The following is a 19,544-nucleotide window of genomic DNA, read 5'->3' as shown; positions in this document are numbered from 1 at the left end:
TTGGCTGAAACACAAGCTACTGATATTTACGGAAAACCATATAACCGATCTTTATTAGTTCTCGTTTTAATGATTGGTTCTTTTTGTACTATTTTAAATGCTACTTTACTCGCAACTGCATTTCCAGCAATTATGAAGTCATTTGACATCAGCACCGCAACGGTTGAATGGTTAACAACTGGTTTTATGTTAGTTAACGGGGTTATGATTCCTATCTCTGCATGGATGATTAATAAGTTTAATACTCGTACAATGTATATTGGTGCTATGTCAACATTCTTTGTTGGTACTTTATTATCATTTATCGCCCCTAACTTTGCTACATTGTTAGCTGGACGTTTAATCCAAGGTTTGGGTGTTGGGGTATCTATGCCTCTTCTTCAAACAATCATGTTATCCATCTTCCCACCTGAAAAACGTGGTGCCGCAATGGGTACTGTAGGGATTGCGATCGGTGTAGCTCCTGCGATTGGACCTACTCTTTCTGGATGGATCGTTGATAACTTCTCATGGCGTGATTTATTCGGTATGATGCTTCCAATTGTTTTAGGTGTTATCATTCTTTCAATCTTCTTAATGAAAAATGTTATCCCTAACCGCGATCAAGATATCGATGTTATTTCTGCTATTACATCCATTATCGGTTTTGGTTCCATGCTTTATGGATTCTCCAAAGCTGGTAACGACGGTTGGACTGATCCACTTGTACTAGCATTTATTTTTGTTGGTATTATCTTCGTTATTTTATTTGGTTGGCGTCAGCTTAAGATGGAAGTACCATTCCTTGATATTTCTGTTTTCAAATATGGGGAATTTAGCCTTGCTGCCATCTTATCAAGTGTATCCAACCTTGCTATGATGGGAATTGAAATGATTTTACCATTATACATTCAAAATATTCGCGGAGAATCAGCTTTCCACTCTGGTTTAATTTTACTTCCAGGTGCGATGGCAATGGCCATTATGTCTCCAATTACTGGTCGCTTATTTGACCGTTACGGTGCTAGATACATGGCAATTACTGGTTTGACAATGTTATCTCTAGGAACATTACCATTCCTTTTCCTAACTAGTCACACTTCTATTTTATACATCACTATTTTCTATGCTGTGCGTATGTTCGGAATCGCAATGGTTATGATGCCTGTTACAACTTCTGGTATGAACGTCCTACCATTCAAGCAAATTTCTGACGGTACTGCTGTAAACAATACTTTCCGTCAAGTTGTTAGTTCAATCGGTACTGCTATTTTAGTATCTGTATTAAGTACAACTACTAAAGACAACATGCCTGCTAAGTCCTTACTTCACGCAACACCTTTAGCTTATCGTGATAAGGCTATTGACGCTGTTTTAAGTGGTTATACAGCCGCATTCTTAGTAGCTGCAATCTTCGCAATCGTTGCTTTAGCTCTAGCATTCTTCCTTAAGAAAGGAAATCGTGCTCGTGAAGCTGCTATGTTAGGAGGTAAAAAATAATGAGTATTATTTTACTAATTATTGCTTTAATATTCTTCTTTATTTGTTCCGTAATTCCATTTAATAAATATCACGGAATCATTGCCTTCTTTTTCTTAGTAATTGCTACTTTGAGTGGTGTCTCAATTGTTGCTAATGATACTTACCACTATGGTATGAAAGTGAAGACTACTACTACTCGTTACCAATTAGTTTCAGCTTCAGATAAGATGAACGTGCTTTTATATCAACCACTTGGAAATGAATCTGAAAAAGTTTATCTTTACAAGACTTCTTCCAAGCAAAAGATCAAACCTATAAAAACTAAAGACTCTAGTGCTAAGTACGTTATTACAAGTGATAAGCCAAATGTAACAATTACTGAAAAACGCTATGTTTACAAAGATGGCGTATCTAAATTCTTCTTTGGCATTCTTCACAATAATAATGAATTGAAGCATCGCTATTACACTTTCAATATCAATCGTGATTGGAATGTATTAACAGCTAAGCAAGCTAAAGAATTAGATAAGTTGGTTAAAAAGAATCAAGCTGCATTGAAGTCTCAAGTAGAAACTGAAGTTAAGGCTAAAGTTGCTGCTGCAATGCAAGCCAACCCACAAATGTCAGCTGAACAACAAAAAGAATTAATCCAACAAGCTCAAAATGAGGCTACTCAAGCTGCGATGCAAAAATTAATTCAATCTGTAAAAGAAAAATAATCAAGCATATAAAATAACCCACGATAAGTCTAATTTCTACTTAGATTTATCGTGGGTTTTATCTTATAGTAAATGCTTAACAACATTTTCTAAACCATGAACAATTCCATCTTCTTCATTTGATAGAGTGGTATATGTCGCAATTGATTTAACTTTATCGTTAGCATTTCCCATCGCTACCGAAGTACCAACTGTTTCGAACATCTTAATGTCATTTTCTCCATCGCCAAATGCTAATAACTCTTCTTTCTTTAAGTTATCTCTTTGTCTGATGTACTCAATTCCAAAACTCTTAACCGCAACTTCATTAGTAATTTCAAAGTAATTATAATTAGAATGATTTGCACTAACGCCATCTAATTTCATTCCTCTAATTATATCTACGACTTTATCGAAGTTTTCCATATTTGTTCCAACAATCATAATTTTATAAATAGGTTCAGTGTAGTCAATTTCATCATATTTCTTCAATGTTGGTTTGATATTAGTGATACTTGTCTCATATCTTGTACCATCATCTTCTTGTTGAGCATACCATTCATCTTTTGTATACCAACTTACTGACACGCCTTCGTATTTATCTTGAATTTTTTCAATTACTCGCTTGGCAGCTTCTGCTTGTAATGGATTAGAAGAAATTACTTCATTTCCATCTTTATGTGGGAAGAATATCAATCCACCATTAAAAGCAATTTGTTCACCTTTTAAATTTAAATCATCAATCGCAAACTGCATTTCCTTAGGAGCACGTGCAGTTACTAAAGTTAATGGCAAATCTATCTTTTGTAGATATTCTGCTGTTTTGGGATTAATTTGTCCCTTATCATTCAACAATGTTTTATCCATATCTGTAAATATATGCTTTATCATTTTGTCTCATCTTCTTTCACGTACTTTATCTTTATATCTGGTTTAAAATACTTACGATATTTTTCTTCTAATGGCACATCTGTAATTAATACGTCAATATCCTTTAAATTAGCGGACTTATATGGTGAGGAATTATTAGTTACAAACTTATACTTCTGAGCAATCAAAATAACTTTTCTTGATCGTTCAACAACTTTTTTAGCAATCGCTGCATCATAAGAATCCACTACCATAACTCCATCTGGTTGAATCTTAGAAGTTCCGATAAATGCAGCATCAAAAGTAATATTATCTAATTGGGACAATGTTTCCATTGAATATGTATAACGATTCCCCTTATCAATTTTTCCACCTAATAATTCCACTTCTGGCAACTTATTTAACATTAGTCTTACAGCATTATCAATTGAATTGGTCATAATTGTAGTATTAATTTGCCCTAATTGCTCACACATCTGCATCAATGTTGTGGAGGCACCTACAAAATATAAGCCACTTGGATTAAATTCTTCTCTAGCTAATCGAGCCATTTTAGCTTTAATTGGGGACTGAATGTGGGAACGTGTTACAAATCCTGGTACATTATTAAATTTAATTTCCATCAACCCACCATGAATTCGAGCTGCTTGTCCCGTAGATGTCAATCTCAATACATCTCTTCTAGCCGTATCAAATGCAATCCCAAAATGATCAGCTAATTCATGTGTTGTTAATTTATGTTTTTTTGCTAACATCTCTTTAATTTCTTCTAATCTTTGCTCTTGAGAAAGCATTTTCATCACCTCACAAGTTAATTCTAGCATATTTTACTGATTTCAGACGCATTTAATCAGCATATTACAATTTAAATTCAGTATATATCGGCATTTTAAGTTTTAAATACTGATCATTTTTTTATAAATACTAATATAATCAGATTATTAGTTCAGCATTTCATGACAAATGCTGAAAAAAGACGAAATTCATTTGAACTTCGTCTTTTCTCTTATATTGCATCAGTCAACATTTGCCACCATTTTATGAAAATATTAATTCCTTCTACATTATTATCAGATAATGCTTTAGTTTTTAAATTATTTGAACCATCTATAAATCCTAAATTACCAGCAACAGATATTTGATACTCTCCAACTACTTCACCTTGCTTGATTGGTGCTTCTATTGTAGAAGATTTTGGTATTAATTTAATCTGCAATGCCCTTTCTTTAATATTTTTAGGTACCCATAAACTTAAATCATTTCCGATTATTGCTGATACACTGCTTTGTTTTCCATACTTGACTTTAACATCCTGTCTTAACGCTTGATTTGTACTTATAGCCAAGTAATCATAATTATTGTAAATATAATTTAACAAATTCTTGGTTTGATCAAATCTAGCATCATTGTCTTTTGCCCCAGCAATTACTGTTATGATGCGATGACCATCTTTGTTAGTTGTTGATGCAAAACAATAACCTGCTGCATCTGATGTTCCCGTTTTAAGACCATCAACTTCTAAATGTGAATCATCTTGTAGTAATTCATTTGTATTATTAACAGTTGTAATTTCTCCATTATCGTTAAAATCGATCTTAGTTAATTTAGTCGTTTCTAAAATCTCTGGATACTCTTTAATCAACTTTTGCGAAATAATAGCCATATCTCGTACTGAAAATTCGTTCTCTGCATTTTCATCTGTATTAGGATAAATTTCATCGCCCAAATACTTAGCTGTTAGTCCATTCGCACTGTAGATCTTAGCATCTGTAATTCCCAAACTTTTGGCAGTTTCTCTCATTTTATCTATAAATTTTGTCTGTGTTCCTGAAATGGCATTACCAATCAACATTGTTGCAGCATTCGCTGATCCTACCAACATCGCTTGATATAACTGTTTTATAGTATAGCTATGCCCTTCTTTTAAAGGAACATTTGTTAACTCTGTATTATTACTGATATCTACTTCAGTTACAGTAGGAGTTACTTTAGTTTCCCAAGTAATTTTTCCTTCATGAATTGCTTGTAATAATATATAAGCTGTCAAAAGTTTGGACATTGAAGCAACTGGATATGTTTGTTTATCATCTTTGGCATAGATAATTTGTCCCGTTTTTGCATCTATCGCAATTGCAGATTTAGCCTCTAAATCTAGTTGTGGCAAAGTTTGATCAGCCTTGATTAAACTTAATTGTCCTACACCTGTTACTATTATCAAAGAAGTTAAGATACTTATTCCTAATTTTTTTAATTTCTTAAACACTATTTTTTCCTTTCTATACTTACATCCATCGAAATAATAGTATCATTATACAATAAGTTTATTTCAGATTGAATTTTCATACTTTTTTGTACATAATAGTCCCACATTTTTAATTCAAAGTCTAACTTACAAAAGAATTCTTGGAAAAAATCTCAAACTTTAAAAAACGTTAGAAATTACTTAATTCCTAGTGTTTTTTGAATATTGATATTTTAAAATTTATCTGAAAATCTAGTTTTTTCTATCTCTCAATAACATTCATTTTTTTCAATCTTCTATAAATTAGCACTACAACCAAAGCTTTAATTGTATCACCAGGAATAAATACTAAGTTAGATATCAGTGCTTTCATAAATGGCATGTGAGCTATGGCTGTCAACCCTACTGCTCCTAAAACATCTATGAAGATAACACCTACTGTCCAGACAATCAAAAGTTCTAGCCAGAAATTTGCATATGAAAATCTCTTTAGTCCGTAACCTATTAATGCTGCTGCAAATGGGTAAGCATAAATATAGCCAGCGGTTGCTCCAACAAAGACTGCAACTCCACCTCTACCACCTGTCATTAATGGTAATCCAACTGCTACGAGTAGTAAGAAAATAATAACTGATAAAAATCCACGCTTAGAGCCTAAAATAGCCCCAGCTAACATTATTCCCATGTTTTGTAAAACTAATGGAACAGGAATAAATCCCAAAGGAATTGGTGGTACAAATCCTAATACAATAATAATTGCTGTCATCATCGCAATTAATGCTACATTTTTTGTTTTCAATTCTCTTCCTCACTTTCTAATTCAAAACATATAGATATTATACCCTATACTTCGATAATTGTTAACCTATTTTTATATTTAAGTTAACAATAAACACAAAAATAAATCCCAGTAGTTTCCTACTGAGATTAATTCTAAAATGCTCCACCACCAGAGCCACCACCAAATCCACCAGAACTACCACCAGAAAAGCCACCGGATCCGCCTGATGGTGAGGAATAATTTCCCATTCCTCTGGTAAAGCTACTATTAAAATCATTACTAAAATTAGCAATTCCATTATGATAGATGAATGGATAGTAGTAAATAAAATTACTATTTTGCAGTTCTTCACTTGTAAAGTTATCAATTAAGGCTTTAGATACTTTTTTAGATAATCCTAAAGCAACTGCATATGGTAACAATCCTTCCCATAAAACAATGTCACCAACTTCTTTAAGATTAAATCTACCAATATCGTCCATCATACGATAAAAACCTCGCAGCTCTGTCATTCCAGCTGCACCTGTTTTGGTATAAATTGAACCTTTCATTATAAAGTATAGAATTGAGGCCACTAGTAACACTAAGCTTACCCCCATGACCCATAGAGCGGCTGAATTATCAGTGACAATGAGTCCCACAATTAATATTAACAGCAAAATACCAGAAATGATTGCTCTTCTAATCATAGCTGATTTTGCATTATCCGAAACCCATCCTAGTTTGCTAGCCTTAGTTCTAACTGATTTCTGCCAAGCCTTATACGCATTTACAACATTCATATGTTCATGCTTTTTCTTACCGTATTTCTTTATTTGTTTCATACTTACCTGCTTGGTATCACCTATTTTATTAAACAACAATTTTAATATTTCATTATTGGATAACGCTGTTTCATCCAGTAAGGTTAAAAGATAGTCTTTCTTTTTATTTGGGATTGGTTCAATTTTTATTACTCTTTTTACTGATAGCTCTAGTAAATAAGCACTTAACGCCTTGTTATCAGGATCTGTATCTCTAAATAAACTTTGCGCTACCGCAGCTTCATAATTTGGTAGCTCGAACACATGAGGGGCGTTCTTAACTGATAATGGACGGTAAGTCTTCTCCTTTAGTGGCATCAAATTATACAAGATACTTCCAAAAGATCCCACACAGATTACCACAAACATCGCTCCAGCCCAAAGTCTATCTTTTCTTTCCTGCGCTTTACGTTTTCGATTAGCTTCTAAGGCTAGTTGTTTTTCCTGTTTCTGAACCTCAGCCTTATGCTTTTCATTTCGTACGTTAGTATTCTCCGGAGTAAGAGCTACTGGAAATAAAATATGACTTTCTACAAAATTTTTAGCTGGTAATTCTGCCAAACTAAGTGTTACCTGCCCTGATTTCTTATCTACTTTTGTCGTTCCTGTTAACGGTCCATGACTCCAAGCTTGCAAATCAGAGACATCTTGTCCTGGCAATTTAATCGTCACTTTTACATTATTTAACTCTGTTTCCCAGCCATCGCCAATTACTTTAAAATTCAATTCAGCTGTATCTTTCCAATTAATAACAGCATTATTTAATACATATTGATACGTGAAATTTACTTCTTGATTGTCTACATTATGATAGACCTTAAATAAATATCCTTTATCATCGCGTGTTAATTTGTATGTATTATTTCCTGCGCTATCGTTTTGTTGAGCTTCTTGTCCATTAATCCATACTTGAGTTTGACTTATTTGCTGATTACTTTCCAAATTTTGACGATAGTATACGCCATGTGCTTCATCTGGAAAATCATAGCGAATATGTCTTTTAATTATTAATGATCCATTTTTTTGAACATCAACATTAACTGTATAGTCTTTTACATCATAATTTACATCAGCTTGAATATTCTTTATTCCTATTAGCGAGAGGAATATGCAACAAAGAATAAGTACTATGTTCCTTTTCATCATCCCACCTCTTTCTATTTTACATTTTTATTATACCAAATAAGATTTATCTACTAAAATTTCAAAATATCGTCAATTATTTTAACAAATCTTTAGTTATCGTTTACATTTACTTTATAACACTCTGTTAATATAAGAATCGTTGATACAGATAAGTGTTTCTTTTAGAAATGAGCTGATTAAAATTAATGAAAAAAATGTAGAAGTTAAAATTAATGAAAATGATATTGTCCCTGCACAAGTTATAAAAGTTAATAATAAAACAATTACTCTAAAAACCGAAGACAATGAGATTATTACGGTTGATAGACCAAAAAGTACTATCAAAGATAAACTCTTCTTAAAAACTATGATTGATATTTTACGTAGTGGTATTTGGATTCCAGTAAATAAGAAGTTAAAACAATTACTACGTTATGACTGGTTTGATTCTCTAGAAGAATATCAATTTTTATAAAGAAAATTAAATAATTTCTCAATAATAAAAAGATTGCTAAAGATCGTTTTAATAATGATCTCTAGCAATTTTTACTTTTATATTCGATTAATTCCTTTTATCCTATCTTCAGTATTTAACAAGAAAATTACCGTTTTAAACATTCCCTTATTAATTAATCTTCTGAAAATTTTCCCACGCTTAGATAGTGCTTTATCAAAAATATTACTATCAAAACCTTCATACTGTCCTTCACGTACAATATCTTCTAACTTTACTTTAGCTTCTGTATAAGTCAAGCGTCCAGTTCTCACTAAAGGTGCAAAATAGCATTCAATTAAGAAAATTATCCCAGTTATACCAAAACGTATTTTAATTTTCTCGATCGTCGGGTCAGTCTCAAATCTAGATAATATTTCTAACATATACTTACGAAAAAACAATTCATTAGTTAGGTTATATTCATTGAATAGATGCACTGAACTAGATTCATGAACTACATAAAAATTACTATTTGTTTTCACTATCTTGTCTGCCACTGATATTGCATTGAAAATAAATAAGGTATCTTCCCCTACTCGTAATTTATCACTAAAGAATATGTTATTTTCAATTAAAAATGATCGCAAATATATTTTATTCTGTATTCCAGCGCTAATCACATGTCTACCTAACATCGAAATTTCTGCCAAAGCTTTTACTCTGTTACCATCCTTATTTAGATCTATAGTCTCATTTCTATCCGTATCAAAAATTATTACCTCAGCGTTTTGGGCTAACTTTTCTTTCAAATCAACTACATCTACTAAGGCAAGTTCGTCATCACTATCAACAAAAGTTATATAACGTCCTTTACTATATTTAATTCCCGTATTTCTAGCTTTACTTACCCCACCATGTGAATTTTGTATTAATTTTAATGCTAATAGCTGACTCTTTCCATGTAAATTTTTAAAAATTTCCACTGTCTTATCAGTAGACCCATCGTCTATAGCTAGCACCTCTACTAAACTTTCTTGATCCTTAAAAGCCTCCGAAATACTAATAATAAGTCTCTCAATACTACTTTCTACATTATACATTGGTATTACAATCGTAATTAGATAATCTTCCACCCCAATCTTCTCCCCTGAATTTAATTCTAATTTTCCTGATACAGTTTCTTAACGACATCTACATCGCGTGGCTGAATCGTATAATAAGATCCTGCTGGCTGCATAACTGATACTTCATCCGTATGATCTAGTCCTATCGCATGTCCCAATTCATGTTCAGCAGTATTAATAATTCGTTGTTCACTGTAACCATATGTGGCACTTTCTAGATAATAACGATTTAAGTAAACAGTAGCTTTAATAATTCGCTTAGTTTGCTCGTCAGTTGTAGTATCTGTCGTTCCTGCAGTTCCATCATCATTTTCCATTAACTTGCCTACTATGTCTGCGTCTTTCTTATCATTCACAATCTTAAATGTAAATGCACCGGTATTATTCCACTGCTTTATTGCTGACACAAAGGCATTGTATAAAGTACTATCATCAATATCTATATAGACTGTGGCTGTATTGTTAGGCCAACGGTTATTGTCATATTTAACATTATCCGTTTGTACTTTATTCTTCTGTTCTCCACTTTCAAGTGTATAATTGGTCTTTTTTCCTAATAATTCTTCTACTTGATTTACATATGGCATTATCGCCTGTAAATATCGTGGTGTTGTTAAGACTTTTTGTATTCCTACTAGAATTACCGCTATAATTCCTAACCTTACTATTAGTCGAAAAATAGTCTTCACACTATCCCATCCTTAGCTTAATTTACCTGCTATTTTAACATACACTTAGTTATAAATTGTGTATCTTAAGACTTTTTTATAATCCTAAATCGTGTTTATCTGTTACAACCAGAATTGTATCTCCCTTATCAAAAGTCAAATTAGGACCAATATCTGTCTGCAAATCATTATTTCGTCTAATCGCAATTACATTGAGACCATATTTTGAACGTAAATCTAATTCCGCCAATGGTTTATGTAACCATTCATCTTTAACATTTATTTCTATTATTGAAATTTTATCTGAAAGTTCTATGTAATCTAAGAAATTTTTTGCAACTAAATTATGAGCTGTTCGCACCGCACCATCGCGTTCAGGAATTACCACTCGATCAGCTCCAACTTTTTTAAAAATCGTTCTCTGTGTATCATCCGATGCTTTAGCTATTACTAAGGGTACCCCTGCATCTTTAGCTGCTATAATTGCCATGATCGAAGCACTGAGGTTACCTGACATTGAAACAACCACACCATCCATATTATTCAATCCCAGTTTCTCGTATGCCATTTCATTTAATGCATCGATTGAAATAGCCATCGTTACATCATCAGCAATTGCTGTGATCTTATTTTCATTCTTGTCTACTGCTAACACATCGGCTCCTATTTCCATTAATTCATAAGAAACGCTTCGGCCGAATTCTCCTAAACCGAAAACTGCATATGATCTGTCCATTCTTTTACCTACCTTCTTTTTAACCTACTCGAATATTTCCCGGGGCATATTTTAGATTTGCATGATGTTTTCTTCTCATTAATGCTAATAAAATAGAAATTGGACCTACTCTACCTAAATACATGCAAGCAATAATCAAATATTTTGCTGCTGTCGTTAAATGTGGAGTCAAATCGCGACTTATACCCACTGTTCCCAAAGCACTATAAACTTCAAAGACATTATCTGTCATATCTCCAGGTTGGATAAAATACATTATTAATACAGCTAAAACACTTGCTGCAACACTAATTAGTGTGATCGCAATCGCCTTTCTAGTTGTTTGACGTGGAACTTGCCGTTTGAAACAAATTGCTTCTGGCTCACCTTTTATTGTTGCTCTAACTTCAGCTAGTATTACTGCTAATGTAGTTGTTTTAATCCCACCAGCTGTACCAGTTGGAGAACCACCAATAAACATTAAGAATACTGTCAACATTACTGATGGAATGGTTAAGTTTGCTTGAGGAATAGTTACAAAACCAGCTGTTCTAGTAGTCACAGATTGGAATAGTGCCTCTAACATCGCCTGACTATTTTTAACACTACCTAATGTGTTAGGATTACTTCTTTCAAAAAGATAATATAGAATTGCTCCACCAAATATCAAGGCAAATGTTGTTGTCAAAACCATCTTAGTATGTTGTGACAGTGTATTTTTTAATCTTTTTCCTCTACCATTTTTGTAGTAACGGTACTGATTAACAAAACCTTTTATTAATTCATTCCATACTGTAAAACCTAGACCCCCACAAACAATAAGTAGCATTGTTACGATATTCAGCCACCAATTACCTGCATAAGCAATTAAACTATTATCTGCCAATAAGTCAATTCCGGCATTACAAAAAGCAGATACTGAATGAAAAATTGAATACCAACTTCCTGTAAGAAAACCAAAGTGTGGTATGAAATATATAGAATAAGCTATTGCTCCTAATCCTTCTATCATCAATGACTCTTTAATGACTCGAATTACAAAGTTTACAATTCCTTTATTATTATCTAGATTAAAAGCATCAGCCATTAATAGTCTATTTTGTAGTGATATTCGCTTACCAGTTGCAAAAAAGGCTAACGACATCAGCGTTATCGTTCCTAAACCTCCAAGCTGGATTAGCAATAAAATTACGATATGTCCTAGGCTCGACCAATGAGTTGCTGTCGTAACTGTTACTAATCCAGTAATACAGACACTTGTTGTTGCAGTAAATAATGCATCAACAAAATCTGTACTTTCTCCATTCGCACTCATAATAGGCAACATTAAAATCAAGCTACCAATCATTATCGCTAGTAGAAAACTCAAAGTAATAATTTGAATTCGAGACAAGCCCTGCCTCGTTCGCATTTTTCTTCTTCCGTACATATTAATCCCTTATTCTCTATAAAATAAAAATCATAACATTACAATTAATATATCATAATTTCTCAAATTACTAAAAAAGCATACTTAGAAATGATTTCCAAATATGCTTTTACTTTATGCTTCTAATATTACAAATCCGTACTGACCTATTTCGGATTTTTCATCTACAATATTTTGACCTAAAATTAATTTGGCATGTTTAGGTAAGACAAATTTTATTCCATTGTAGCCAAAATTAAATAAAGCAAATAATCTTCTTTTATCTTTTCTTCTGATAAAACTTACATAATCATAACTATCACTAATCTGGCCCCACTCAAAACTGCCTTCACTTAGAATTTTATAGTTTTGCAACCTAAAATTATTCAACACTTTGATAAAACGCATCATCTTATCGTCTTGATCTTCTTGGTTCCAATCCATTCCTGCTAGATTACTTGGAAAATCGTGTCCTGAAAGACCTAGTTCTGTTCCATAAGTAATCGCTGGACTACCCTTTAATAAATACATAAAGGTTAACAAGGAGCGCATCAAAGCCTTATTTTCGCGACAGCGCGTTAAAATTCTCGAAGATGTTAAATCATCCAATGTTCTTAAAGTCACTCGACTTAGCTTGGTATTTTGGGCTAACATTTGTCGACTTAATTGATATTTAAATTCACTAGCGGCGATTTTCTTATCTCTAGCAAAATTCAATAATAAATTACCCAAAGCATCATCTGTCATCGCATCAAAATCACCTAATTGAACTACACTAGTAGTGCTCAATTCTGATTTCCCAACTAGGTAAAAATCAGGTTTCATCTTCTTAAGATTTCGGTTTAATAAATGTACAAATTCTCGACTCAATTTATCAGCATGATCCAATATTAATCCATCAATCTCAAAATGTTCTACCCAGTATTTTATTGCTTGAATTAGATATGTTTGAACTTCTGGATTTTTTAAATTCAATGTTGGATAATGTGGATTTAACTCACTGAATTTATAATTAGCTCTGACAATATTTTTATTATGTGGATCTTGGCTATATTTAGGTGAAAATCCCTTAATATTAAACCAATCTACATATTTCGCATGTTGTCCCTCTTCTAGAATTTCACGCCATTGTCTAGAATTATCACTTAAATAAGCTAAATTCATTTTTAGTACTACTTTCATATTGCGGCGATGTAAGTTGCTGACTAACATCTTGAAGAGATCTTTATTGCCAAACTGGCTATCAATGCTATAAAAATCATTAGTCGTTAATTTAAATGGTCCATCACCTTCAAAAATAGAAGATAGCACAATGCCATTAATGCCTAAATTTTGTAAATAATCTAGTTTACTCAAAATACCAGTTAGATCTCCGCCTAAAATTTGAGTTGTATTGTCTTCATTCTCGGATAACTTAGCTAGATTATCGTTGCCATTAGCAAATCTATCAATTTGAATTTGATACCAGACTGTCTTTGTAACCCAATCTGGAATTTGCGTTACTTGTCGCATATCTCTATTTTCAATGATAAATCCATATGGTGAATTAGCATTTTCTTCCGTAGCTTCACATAAACGCTGGGCGTCATAAAGTCCCACATTACCGTAAGTATCTGTAACTTTAAATACATACTGTGCTTCATTTTTGTTTAATTTTAATGTGACTTCCCAATAATCATGATATCTAGTTGCGAAAGTTTTCTGCATAAAAAAGCTTTCATATCTCCAGCTATCATTATTATTTCCGCTAACTTCACCTACCAAAACCGTTACATCCGCTAAATCATTGTGGGCTGATTGTAATTGAAGGTGTAGTTCATCCTTATTTTCATAATAAGCCATCTCACTTGCTGGTATATGTAATATCGCTGCTTTATTCAACTAACATCCCACCTTTACAATTTCTCTTAGCATTATTATACAACATCGCTTACATTTTAAGAAAAATAAAAAGTATCCGACCCCTAATTAAGTCAGATACTTTTACAATCTATATTCTTATCTTGCAGTTACTGCTACTAAATCGTCACCATGATTTACTTTTGTATTGTCAATTCTATCAACAGAAGCATAGTTCATAGTGTTTGTAACAACAACCATTACTGTAGTGTCGTAGCCAGCTGCTTTGATTGCATCTAAATCAACAGTTCCTAACTTGTCGCCCTTCTTAACTTTTTGGCCTTGTTTTACGAATGATTCGAAATGTTGACCTTTCAAGTTAACTGTATCAATGCCGACATGGATTAATACTTCAGCGCCATTATCTGATTTCAAGCCATAAGCATGCTTAGTTTCATAAGCAACTGTTAATTCACCATCAACTGGAGCATAGATTGTACCATCAGTTGGAACAACTGCAGCACCATTACCCATTGCTAGAGTAGAGAAAACAGGATCGTTTACGTCAGTTAATTTCTTTGATTCACCACTAATTGGAGCTGCAACAACTTCATCGTTTAATTTGCTTTCAGCAGCTACTTGTTCTTCAACTTTTGCTTCTGTTTCAGCAGCTTCAGATGCAGATACAACAGGAGCTTCTTCTTTCATATGACCTTTACCGTAGATAAATGTCAAGATAAATGCTACGGCGAAACTGATTAATTCAGCAACAACGTACATTGGAATTGATTTTGGATAAATGGATAGGAATCCGATAAATCCAGCAGCACCCATTGAAGCTGCGATAATGTGCATTAAGCCTGCAAATGCAGCTGCCACACCAGAACCAATTAAAGCACAGAAGAATGGGAATTTATACTTCAAGTTTACCCCGAATAAAGCTGGTTCAGTAATTCCTAGTAAAGCAGATACACCAGCAGATGAGGATAGACTCTTCATCTTCTTATCTTTTGTTAAGAAGTAAATTGCGAATGTTGCAGCACCTTGAGCAACGTTAGCCATTGATGCAACAACGAAGATAAAGTCACCGGCACCATGTCCGTTAGCAAATGCTGTAACCAATTGTGTTTCGATTGCAGGGAAACTTTGATGTAAACCTGTCATAACAATTGCAGAGTATGTTAAACCAAAAATACCCATACCAACAAAGCTTGTTGTGTCGTATAACCATACAATACCGTTTGTTAACATATCAGATGCAGTCTTTAGAACTGGTCCAATTACTGTAAATGTTAAGAAACCAGTAATCATAACTGAAAGTAATGGTGTGAATGTGAAGTCAACAGCTGCTGGTAACAACTTGTGGAATCTCTTTTCCAAAAAGGCAAGTACCCATACGGCAGCGATTACAGGAATAACCTGATAAGCATAGTTTGTTTGAGCAACATGCATTCCGAAGATGTCCCAGTATTTAGCAGTCTTACCTAAATCTGGAGAAGTCATAATCATACCAATAGCAGCACCTAAGAAACGGTTAGCACCAAAACGCTTAGAAGCTGAGATTGCAACTAGAATTGGCATGAAGATAAATGGAGCAGCAGACATTAATTGAATCATGTCTGATAAGCCCTTAACAACTGGAGATGTTGAAACAATTGACTTAGGTCCGAATAATCCAGGTTGAGTTAAGAAGTTGTTCAAAGCCATCAACAAACCACCAGCAACTAAGGCAGGGATAATTGGTACAAAAATATCTGATAATAGCTTGATAAATGCCATTACTGGGTTAAACTTTTGACCTTGTTCAGCAACTTTCTTTAAATCATCAGTAGATAATTCCTTTAAACCTGTATCTTTAATCAATTCATCATAGACGTTATTTACATCGCCCGGTCCAATGATAACTTGATATTGTCCGTTTGTTTTAAATGTTCCTTTTACATCTGGATCAGCATCGAGAGCAGCTTGGTTTACTTTCTTATCGTCTTTAAGTACCAAACGTAATCTCGTAGCACAGTGAGCGGCAGCGATTAAATTATCTCTACCAACAGCGTCAACTACATTTTTAGCAACTTTTTTGTGATCCATGATCTACACTTCCTTCTCATCTAAATTTACGTTTTCTTGAAAACGCTTAATGATTATTACACTATTTATGATAACGTATTTTTATTATATGTCAATCGTTTATCACAAAAAATATTTTATTTCTTTTAAAAATCCCTTTAAAACGCTGATGAAATCTATATTTTCTCTACTTAATTAAATTTTATGAATATCGTTTAGCAATTTTGGCTTAAAAATGCTCAAAAATCTCTATTTCAGATAAAAATCCAATATTTCATGACAATTTCAGTGATTTATTCCTTATTTAATCGCTTTTTTACATGCTATAATAATACTTGTAGTTATGTTATACGATTGACAGTTTTTTCAATATTAAATATAATAACAGATAAGAATACGTTTACAATAATAGGAGGAATTATTATGGAATGGACACGTGAATCACGTTATAAAAAATATTCTGAATGGGATGCGGAAACTTTACTGAAGTTACAGGCACAAGCAACAGCTTCAAAATACCAAATGTCTTATCATATTCGCCCTCAATCAGGCTTATTAAATGATCCTAACGGTTTTTCTTACTTTAATGATGAGTACCATGTTTTCTATCAATCTTATCCATTTGGTGCAGTTCATGGTTTGAAATCTTGGGTTCATTTAACTTCTCCAGACTTAGTTCACTGGAAAAACCTCGGATTAGCAATCAATGCTGATACTAAATACGATAGTCATGGTGCTTACTCTGGTTCAGCACGTGTTATCGATGATAAATTATTCTTAATGTATACTGGTAATCATCGTAGTAAAGAATGGGTTCGTTACCCTTATCAAATTGGTGCGATCATGGACAAGGACAACAATATTACTAAACTTGATAAACCTATGATTGAACCTGTAGATCATATAACAGAACATTTTCGTGATCCACAACTACTAAAACATCGCGATGAATACTTTGTTATCTTAGGTGCTCAAGATGCTGAAACAAAGACTGGTAAAATCTCACTCTTCCGTTCAAAAGATTTAAAGAACTGGCAAGACCTAGGTTATCTTGATTTTACTGAAGAAGAAATGGGATACATGGTAGAATGCCCTAATTTAGTCTTTGTTGATGATCAACCTGTACTTATTTTCTGCCCACAAGGTTTAGATAAGAAAGTTGCTGATTATGAAAATATCTATCCTAATATGTATATTGTTGGTTCAGATATTCGTTTAGACAAAGCTAAATTCAATACTAATCAAAAAGCACCTCTAAATCTTGACGATGGTTTTGATGTTTATGCTACACAAGCATTCAATGCACCTAATGGTAAAGCTTATGCTATTTCTTGGATTGGACTTCCTGACATCTCTTATCCAACTGATAGTGAAAACTGGGCTAACTGCTTAAGTCAGGTTAAAGAATTATCTGTAGTTGATGGTGAATTATACCAACGCCCTGTTCCAGCTATGGCATCACTTAGAGAAGAAGGAACTCTTGTTAGAAGTGAAGAAGTATTTGATGGCCAACAAATTGTCCACTCTGCAGCTTCAAAACATTATGAATTAAAACTTGATCTTACAGCTGGTCAAAATGGTAAATTATTCCTAGCAGCTAATAAAGATCTATCCCAAGGAATTGAAATTAAATTCTCTACTGCTGATGATGCTTTCCTTACAGTAGATCGTAGTAAGGCTGGTATTCCTTTCGCAGAAGATTACGGTACAACTAGAACTATTGCTTTGCCAGCTAACAAACAACTTAGCTTAGATATATTCGTTGACGGTTCTGTTTGCGAAATCTTTGTTAATAATGGTAGACATACCTTAACTTCAAGATTTTTTGCTCCTGATGGTAATAATAAGATTGCATTTATTAGTGATAAAAAGCTACAATATACTGGAACCTATTGGAATATGAAAAATATTTAGTTAAGGAGTGAAAGTTATATGCGAGCTAAATTAAGCGATGTTGCTAAAAAGGCTGGCGTTTCTCCTACAACTGTTTCACGTGTTATTAATAATTACGGTTATATTAGTGATAAAACTCGTAATAAAGTACATGAAGCAATGAAGGAGTTAAATTACCAACCTAACTCATTAGCCCGCTCGCTACACGGTAAAAAGACTAATCTAGTTGGCTTAATATTTCCTGGTGTTTCCAATCCATTTTTTGGTGAATTGGTCGAAGAAATAGAAAATAAACTTTTTGAAGATGGTTATAAAGTTATCTTATGTAATGCTGCTTATAATAAAGAAAAAGAACGTTCTTATTTAAGAATGCTCTTAGCCAATCAAGTTGATGGAATTATTGCCGGTGCTCATAATTTAGGTATCGATGAGTATCAAGAATTTGGTTTGCCAATCGTTTCTTTTGATAGAAGTTTATCTGAAAATGTTCCTATTGTTAGTTCGGATAACTATAAAGGTGGAGTTATTGCTACTCAAGAACTTTTTGATGCCGGTTGTCGTCATATATATTTTGTGGGTAATCCTGTTCAAAAAGGAAATCCAACTGACCACCGCCTCTCAGGTTATCGTGACACAATTAAAAAGTTAGGATTAACTTTACATATTCATCCAGTATCTTTTTCAGAAACACCTATGCTTAAGATTATGGCAATTAAACAACTACTTTCCGAACATAAAGCAGATGGAATTGTATGTACCGATGATCTTACTGCATTGCTAGTCATTCAAGCAGCACAAGAACTTGGTATTAATATTCCTGAACAATTAAAGATAACTGGTTTTGATGGTACTAAATTTATCCAACAATATCATCCTGAATTATCAACTGTTGTTCAACCTACTAAAGATATTGCTGCTTTATTGGTTAAACTTCTAGAACGTAGAATTGCTCATCCTGATGAAGATCTAAAACAAAAAAGTTATATTTTACCTATTAGATTCATTAAGTCTAAAACAATTTCAGACAATTAAAAAAGTTCCTATCGAAAACCGGTAGGAACTTTTTACTATACATATATCTATTCTATTATTCATGAGATAAATAAAAAAGCCAGGAATTACTTCCTAGCTCTCATTTGCACGGCGACTTCCTACCCTCGCAAGAGGCGTTCCTCTAACTACTCTCGGCGTTACGAAGCTTAACTTCTGTGTTCGGAATGGGAACAGGTGTATCCTTCGTGCCATCATCACCGCACTATTTACTTGAGATTTTATTCTCTCAAAACTAGATATCATTTACTTCTTTCACCGAAAACTCACGTTTTCTCTACTTGGTTAAGTCCTCGATCGATTAGTAATGGTCCGCTCCATGCCTCACAGCACTTCCACTTCCATCCTATCTACCTGATCATCT

The 19,544-nt window shown here is 33.3% G+C and carries 16 protein-coding genes and 1 rRNA gene; 5 read left to right on the top strand and 12 right to left on the bottom strand.

Annotated elements, in window-relative coordinates; translation table 11 throughout:
• Complete coding sequence (locus tag OZJ21_RS00910; protein ID WP_081536640.1) at positions 1-1,479, top strand: MDR family MFS transporter; 1,479 nt, start codon at positions 1-3, stop codon at positions 1,477-1,479.
• Entirely contained in the window at positions 1,479-2,180 is a 702-nt protein-coding gene (locus OZJ21_RS00905; protein ID WP_268857285.1) for a DUF4811 domain-containing protein, read from the top strand. The genes OZJ21_RS00910 and OZJ21_RS00905 overlap by 1 nt, the downstream gene beginning before the upstream one ends.
• A gap of 63 nt (positions 2,181-2,243) precedes the next feature.
• Here OZJ21_RS00905 and OZJ21_RS00900 read toward each other — a convergent pair whose 3' ends face one another.
• The 5 genes from OZJ21_RS00900 to OZJ21_RS00880 form a co-directional block, all read right to left on the bottom strand.
• Positions 2,244-3,050 carry an HAD family hydrolase gene (locus OZJ21_RS00900; RefSeq protein WP_268857284.1) on the bottom strand — a complete coding sequence of 269 codons (807 nt, stop codon included), beginning with the start codon at positions 3,048-3,050 and terminating at the stop codon, positions 2,244-2,246.
• Positions 3,047-3,823 carry a DeoR/GlpR family DNA-binding transcription regulator gene (locus OZJ21_RS00895; protein ID WP_003701918.1) on the bottom strand — a complete coding sequence of 259 codons (777 nt, stop codon included), beginning with the start codon at positions 3,821-3,823 and terminating at the stop codon, positions 3,047-3,049. The genes OZJ21_RS00900 and OZJ21_RS00895 overlap by 4 nt, the downstream gene beginning before the upstream one ends.
• Positions 3,824-4,035: 212 nt before the next feature.
• A complete protein-coding gene (locus OZJ21_RS00890) occupies positions 4,036-5,292 on the bottom strand; it encodes a serine hydrolase (protein WP_268857283.1) in 1,257 nt (418 codons plus the stop codon).
• Between the two features lie 241 nt (positions 5,293-5,533).
• Positions 5,534-6,070, bottom strand: coding sequence for a biotin transporter BioY (locus OZJ21_RS00885; RefSeq protein WP_178847590.1), 537 nt, complete (start codon positions 6,068-6,070; stop codon positions 5,534-5,536).
• A 134-nt stretch (positions 6,071-6,204) separates the two neighbouring features.
• Positions 6,205-7,998 carry a DUF2207 domain-containing protein gene (locus tag OZJ21_RS00880; protein WP_268857282.1) on the bottom strand — a complete coding sequence of 598 codons (1,794 nt, stop codon included), beginning with the start codon at positions 7,996-7,998 and terminating at the stop codon, positions 6,205-6,207.
• Between the two features lie 184 nt (positions 7,999-8,182).
• On the opposite strand from OZJ21_RS00880, the gene OZJ21_RS00875 reads away from it, so the two are divergent.
• Positions 8,183-8,455, top strand: coding sequence for a hypothetical protein (locus OZJ21_RS00875; protein WP_003701855.1), 273 nt, complete (start codon positions 8,183-8,185; stop codon positions 8,453-8,455).
• A gap of 77 nt (positions 8,456-8,532) precedes the next feature.
• Here OZJ21_RS00875 and OZJ21_RS00870 read toward each other — a convergent pair whose 3' ends face one another.
• The 6 genes from OZJ21_RS00870 to OZJ21_RS00845 form a co-directional block, all read right to left on the bottom strand.
• Positions 8,533-9,549, bottom strand: a complete 1,017-nt coding sequence (locus tag OZJ21_RS00870; protein WP_268857281.1) for a glycosyltransferase family 2 protein — start codon at positions 9,547-9,549, stop codon at positions 8,533-8,535.
• 26 nt (positions 9,550-9,575) lie between these two features.
• Positions 9,576-10,229, bottom strand: a complete 654-nt coding sequence (locus tag OZJ21_RS00865; protein ID WP_034990239.1) for a matrixin family metalloprotease — start codon at positions 10,227-10,229, stop codon at positions 9,576-9,578.
• Positions 10,230-10,305: 76 nt separating this feature from the next.
• Positions 10,306-10,944, bottom strand: a complete 639-nt coding sequence (locus OZJ21_RS00860) for a potassium channel family protein (protein ID WP_003700714.1) — start codon at positions 10,942-10,944, stop codon at positions 10,306-10,308.
• A 19-nt stretch (positions 10,945-10,963) separates the two neighbouring features.
• Positions 10,964-12,316 carry a TrkH family potassium uptake protein gene (locus OZJ21_RS00855; RefSeq protein ID WP_225358241.1) on the bottom strand — a complete coding sequence of 451 codons (1,353 nt, stop codon included), beginning with the start codon at positions 12,314-12,316 and terminating at the stop codon, positions 10,964-10,966.
• 150 nt (positions 12,317-12,466) lie between these two features.
• A complete protein-coding gene (locus OZJ21_RS00850; protein ID WP_268857280.1) occupies positions 12,467-14,212 on the bottom strand; it encodes an alpha amylase N-terminal ig-like domain-containing protein in 1,746 nt (581 codons plus the stop codon).
• 117 nt (positions 14,213-14,329) lie between these two features.
• On the bottom strand, positions 14,330-16,258 hold the full coding sequence (locus tag OZJ21_RS00845) for a sucrose-specific PTS transporter subunit IIBC (RefSeq protein WP_268857279.1): 1,929 nt from the start codon (positions 16,256-16,258) through the stop codon (positions 14,330-14,332).
• Positions 16,259-16,660: 402 nt separating this feature from the next.
• On the opposite strand from OZJ21_RS00845, the gene OZJ21_RS00840 reads away from it, so the two are divergent.
• Complete coding sequence (locus OZJ21_RS00840) at positions 16,661-18,151, top strand: sucrose-6-phosphate hydrolase (protein ID WP_268857278.1); 1,491 nt, start codon at positions 16,661-16,663, stop codon at positions 18,149-18,151.
• An 18-nt stretch (positions 18,152-18,169) separates the two neighbouring features.
• The gene (locus OZJ21_RS00835; RefSeq protein WP_081508941.1) at positions 18,170-19,162 is read left to right on the top strand and encodes a LacI family DNA-binding transcriptional regulator; all 993 of its coding nucleotides are present in this window, start codon (positions 18,170-18,172) and stop codon (positions 19,160-19,162) included.
• A gap of 106 nt (positions 19,163-19,268) precedes the next feature.
• On the opposite strand, the gene rrf is transcribed toward OZJ21_RS00835, so the two are convergent.
• Positions 19,269-19,385 (bottom strand): 5S ribosomal RNA (rrf, locus tag OZJ21_RS00830).
• Between the last annotated feature and the right edge of the window lie 159 nt (positions 19,386-19,544).

The organism is Ligilactobacillus sp. UO.C109, from assembly GCF_026847815.1.
GTDB classification, from domain to species: Bacteria; Bacillota; Bacilli; order Lactobacillales; family Lactobacillaceae; genus Ligilactobacillus; species Ligilactobacillus salivarius.
Note: the sequence above shows the minus strand (reverse complement) of the source record. Positions and strands in the feature narration are given on the sequence as shown.

Bases quoted from the DNA above. Each gene is read 5' to 3' on its own strand.
- OZJ21_RS00900 (WP_268857284.1), bottom strand. From the start codon at position 3,050: ATGATAAAGCATATATTTACAGATATGGATAAAACATTGTTGAATGAT.
- OZJ21_RS00880 (WP_268857282.1), bottom strand. From the start codon at position 7,998: ATGAAAAGGAACATAGTACTTATTCTTTGTTGCATATTCCTCTCGCTA.
- OZJ21_RS00860 (WP_003700714.1), bottom strand. From the start codon at position 10,944: ATGGACAGATCATATGCAGTTTTCGGTTTAGGAGAATTCGGCCGAAGC.
- OZJ21_RS00895 (WP_003701918.1), bottom strand. From the start codon at position 3,823: ATGCTTTCTCAAGAGCAAAGATTAGAAGAAATTAAAGAGATGTTAGCA.
- OZJ21_RS00840 (WP_268857278.1), top strand. From the start codon at position 16,661: ATGGAATGGACACGTGAATCACGTTATAAAAAATATTCTGAATGGGAT.
- OZJ21_RS00835 (WP_081508941.1), top strand. From the start codon at position 18,170: ATGCGAGCTAAATTAAGCGATGTTGCTAAAAAGGCTGGCGTTTCTCCT.
- OZJ21_RS00845 (WP_268857279.1), bottom strand. From the start codon at position 16,258: ATGGATCACAAAAAAGTTGCTAAAAATGTAGTTGACGCTGTTGGTAGA.
- OZJ21_RS00905 (WP_268857285.1), top strand. From the start codon at position 1,479: ATGAGTATTATTTTACTAATTATTGCTTTAATATTCTTCTTTATTTGT.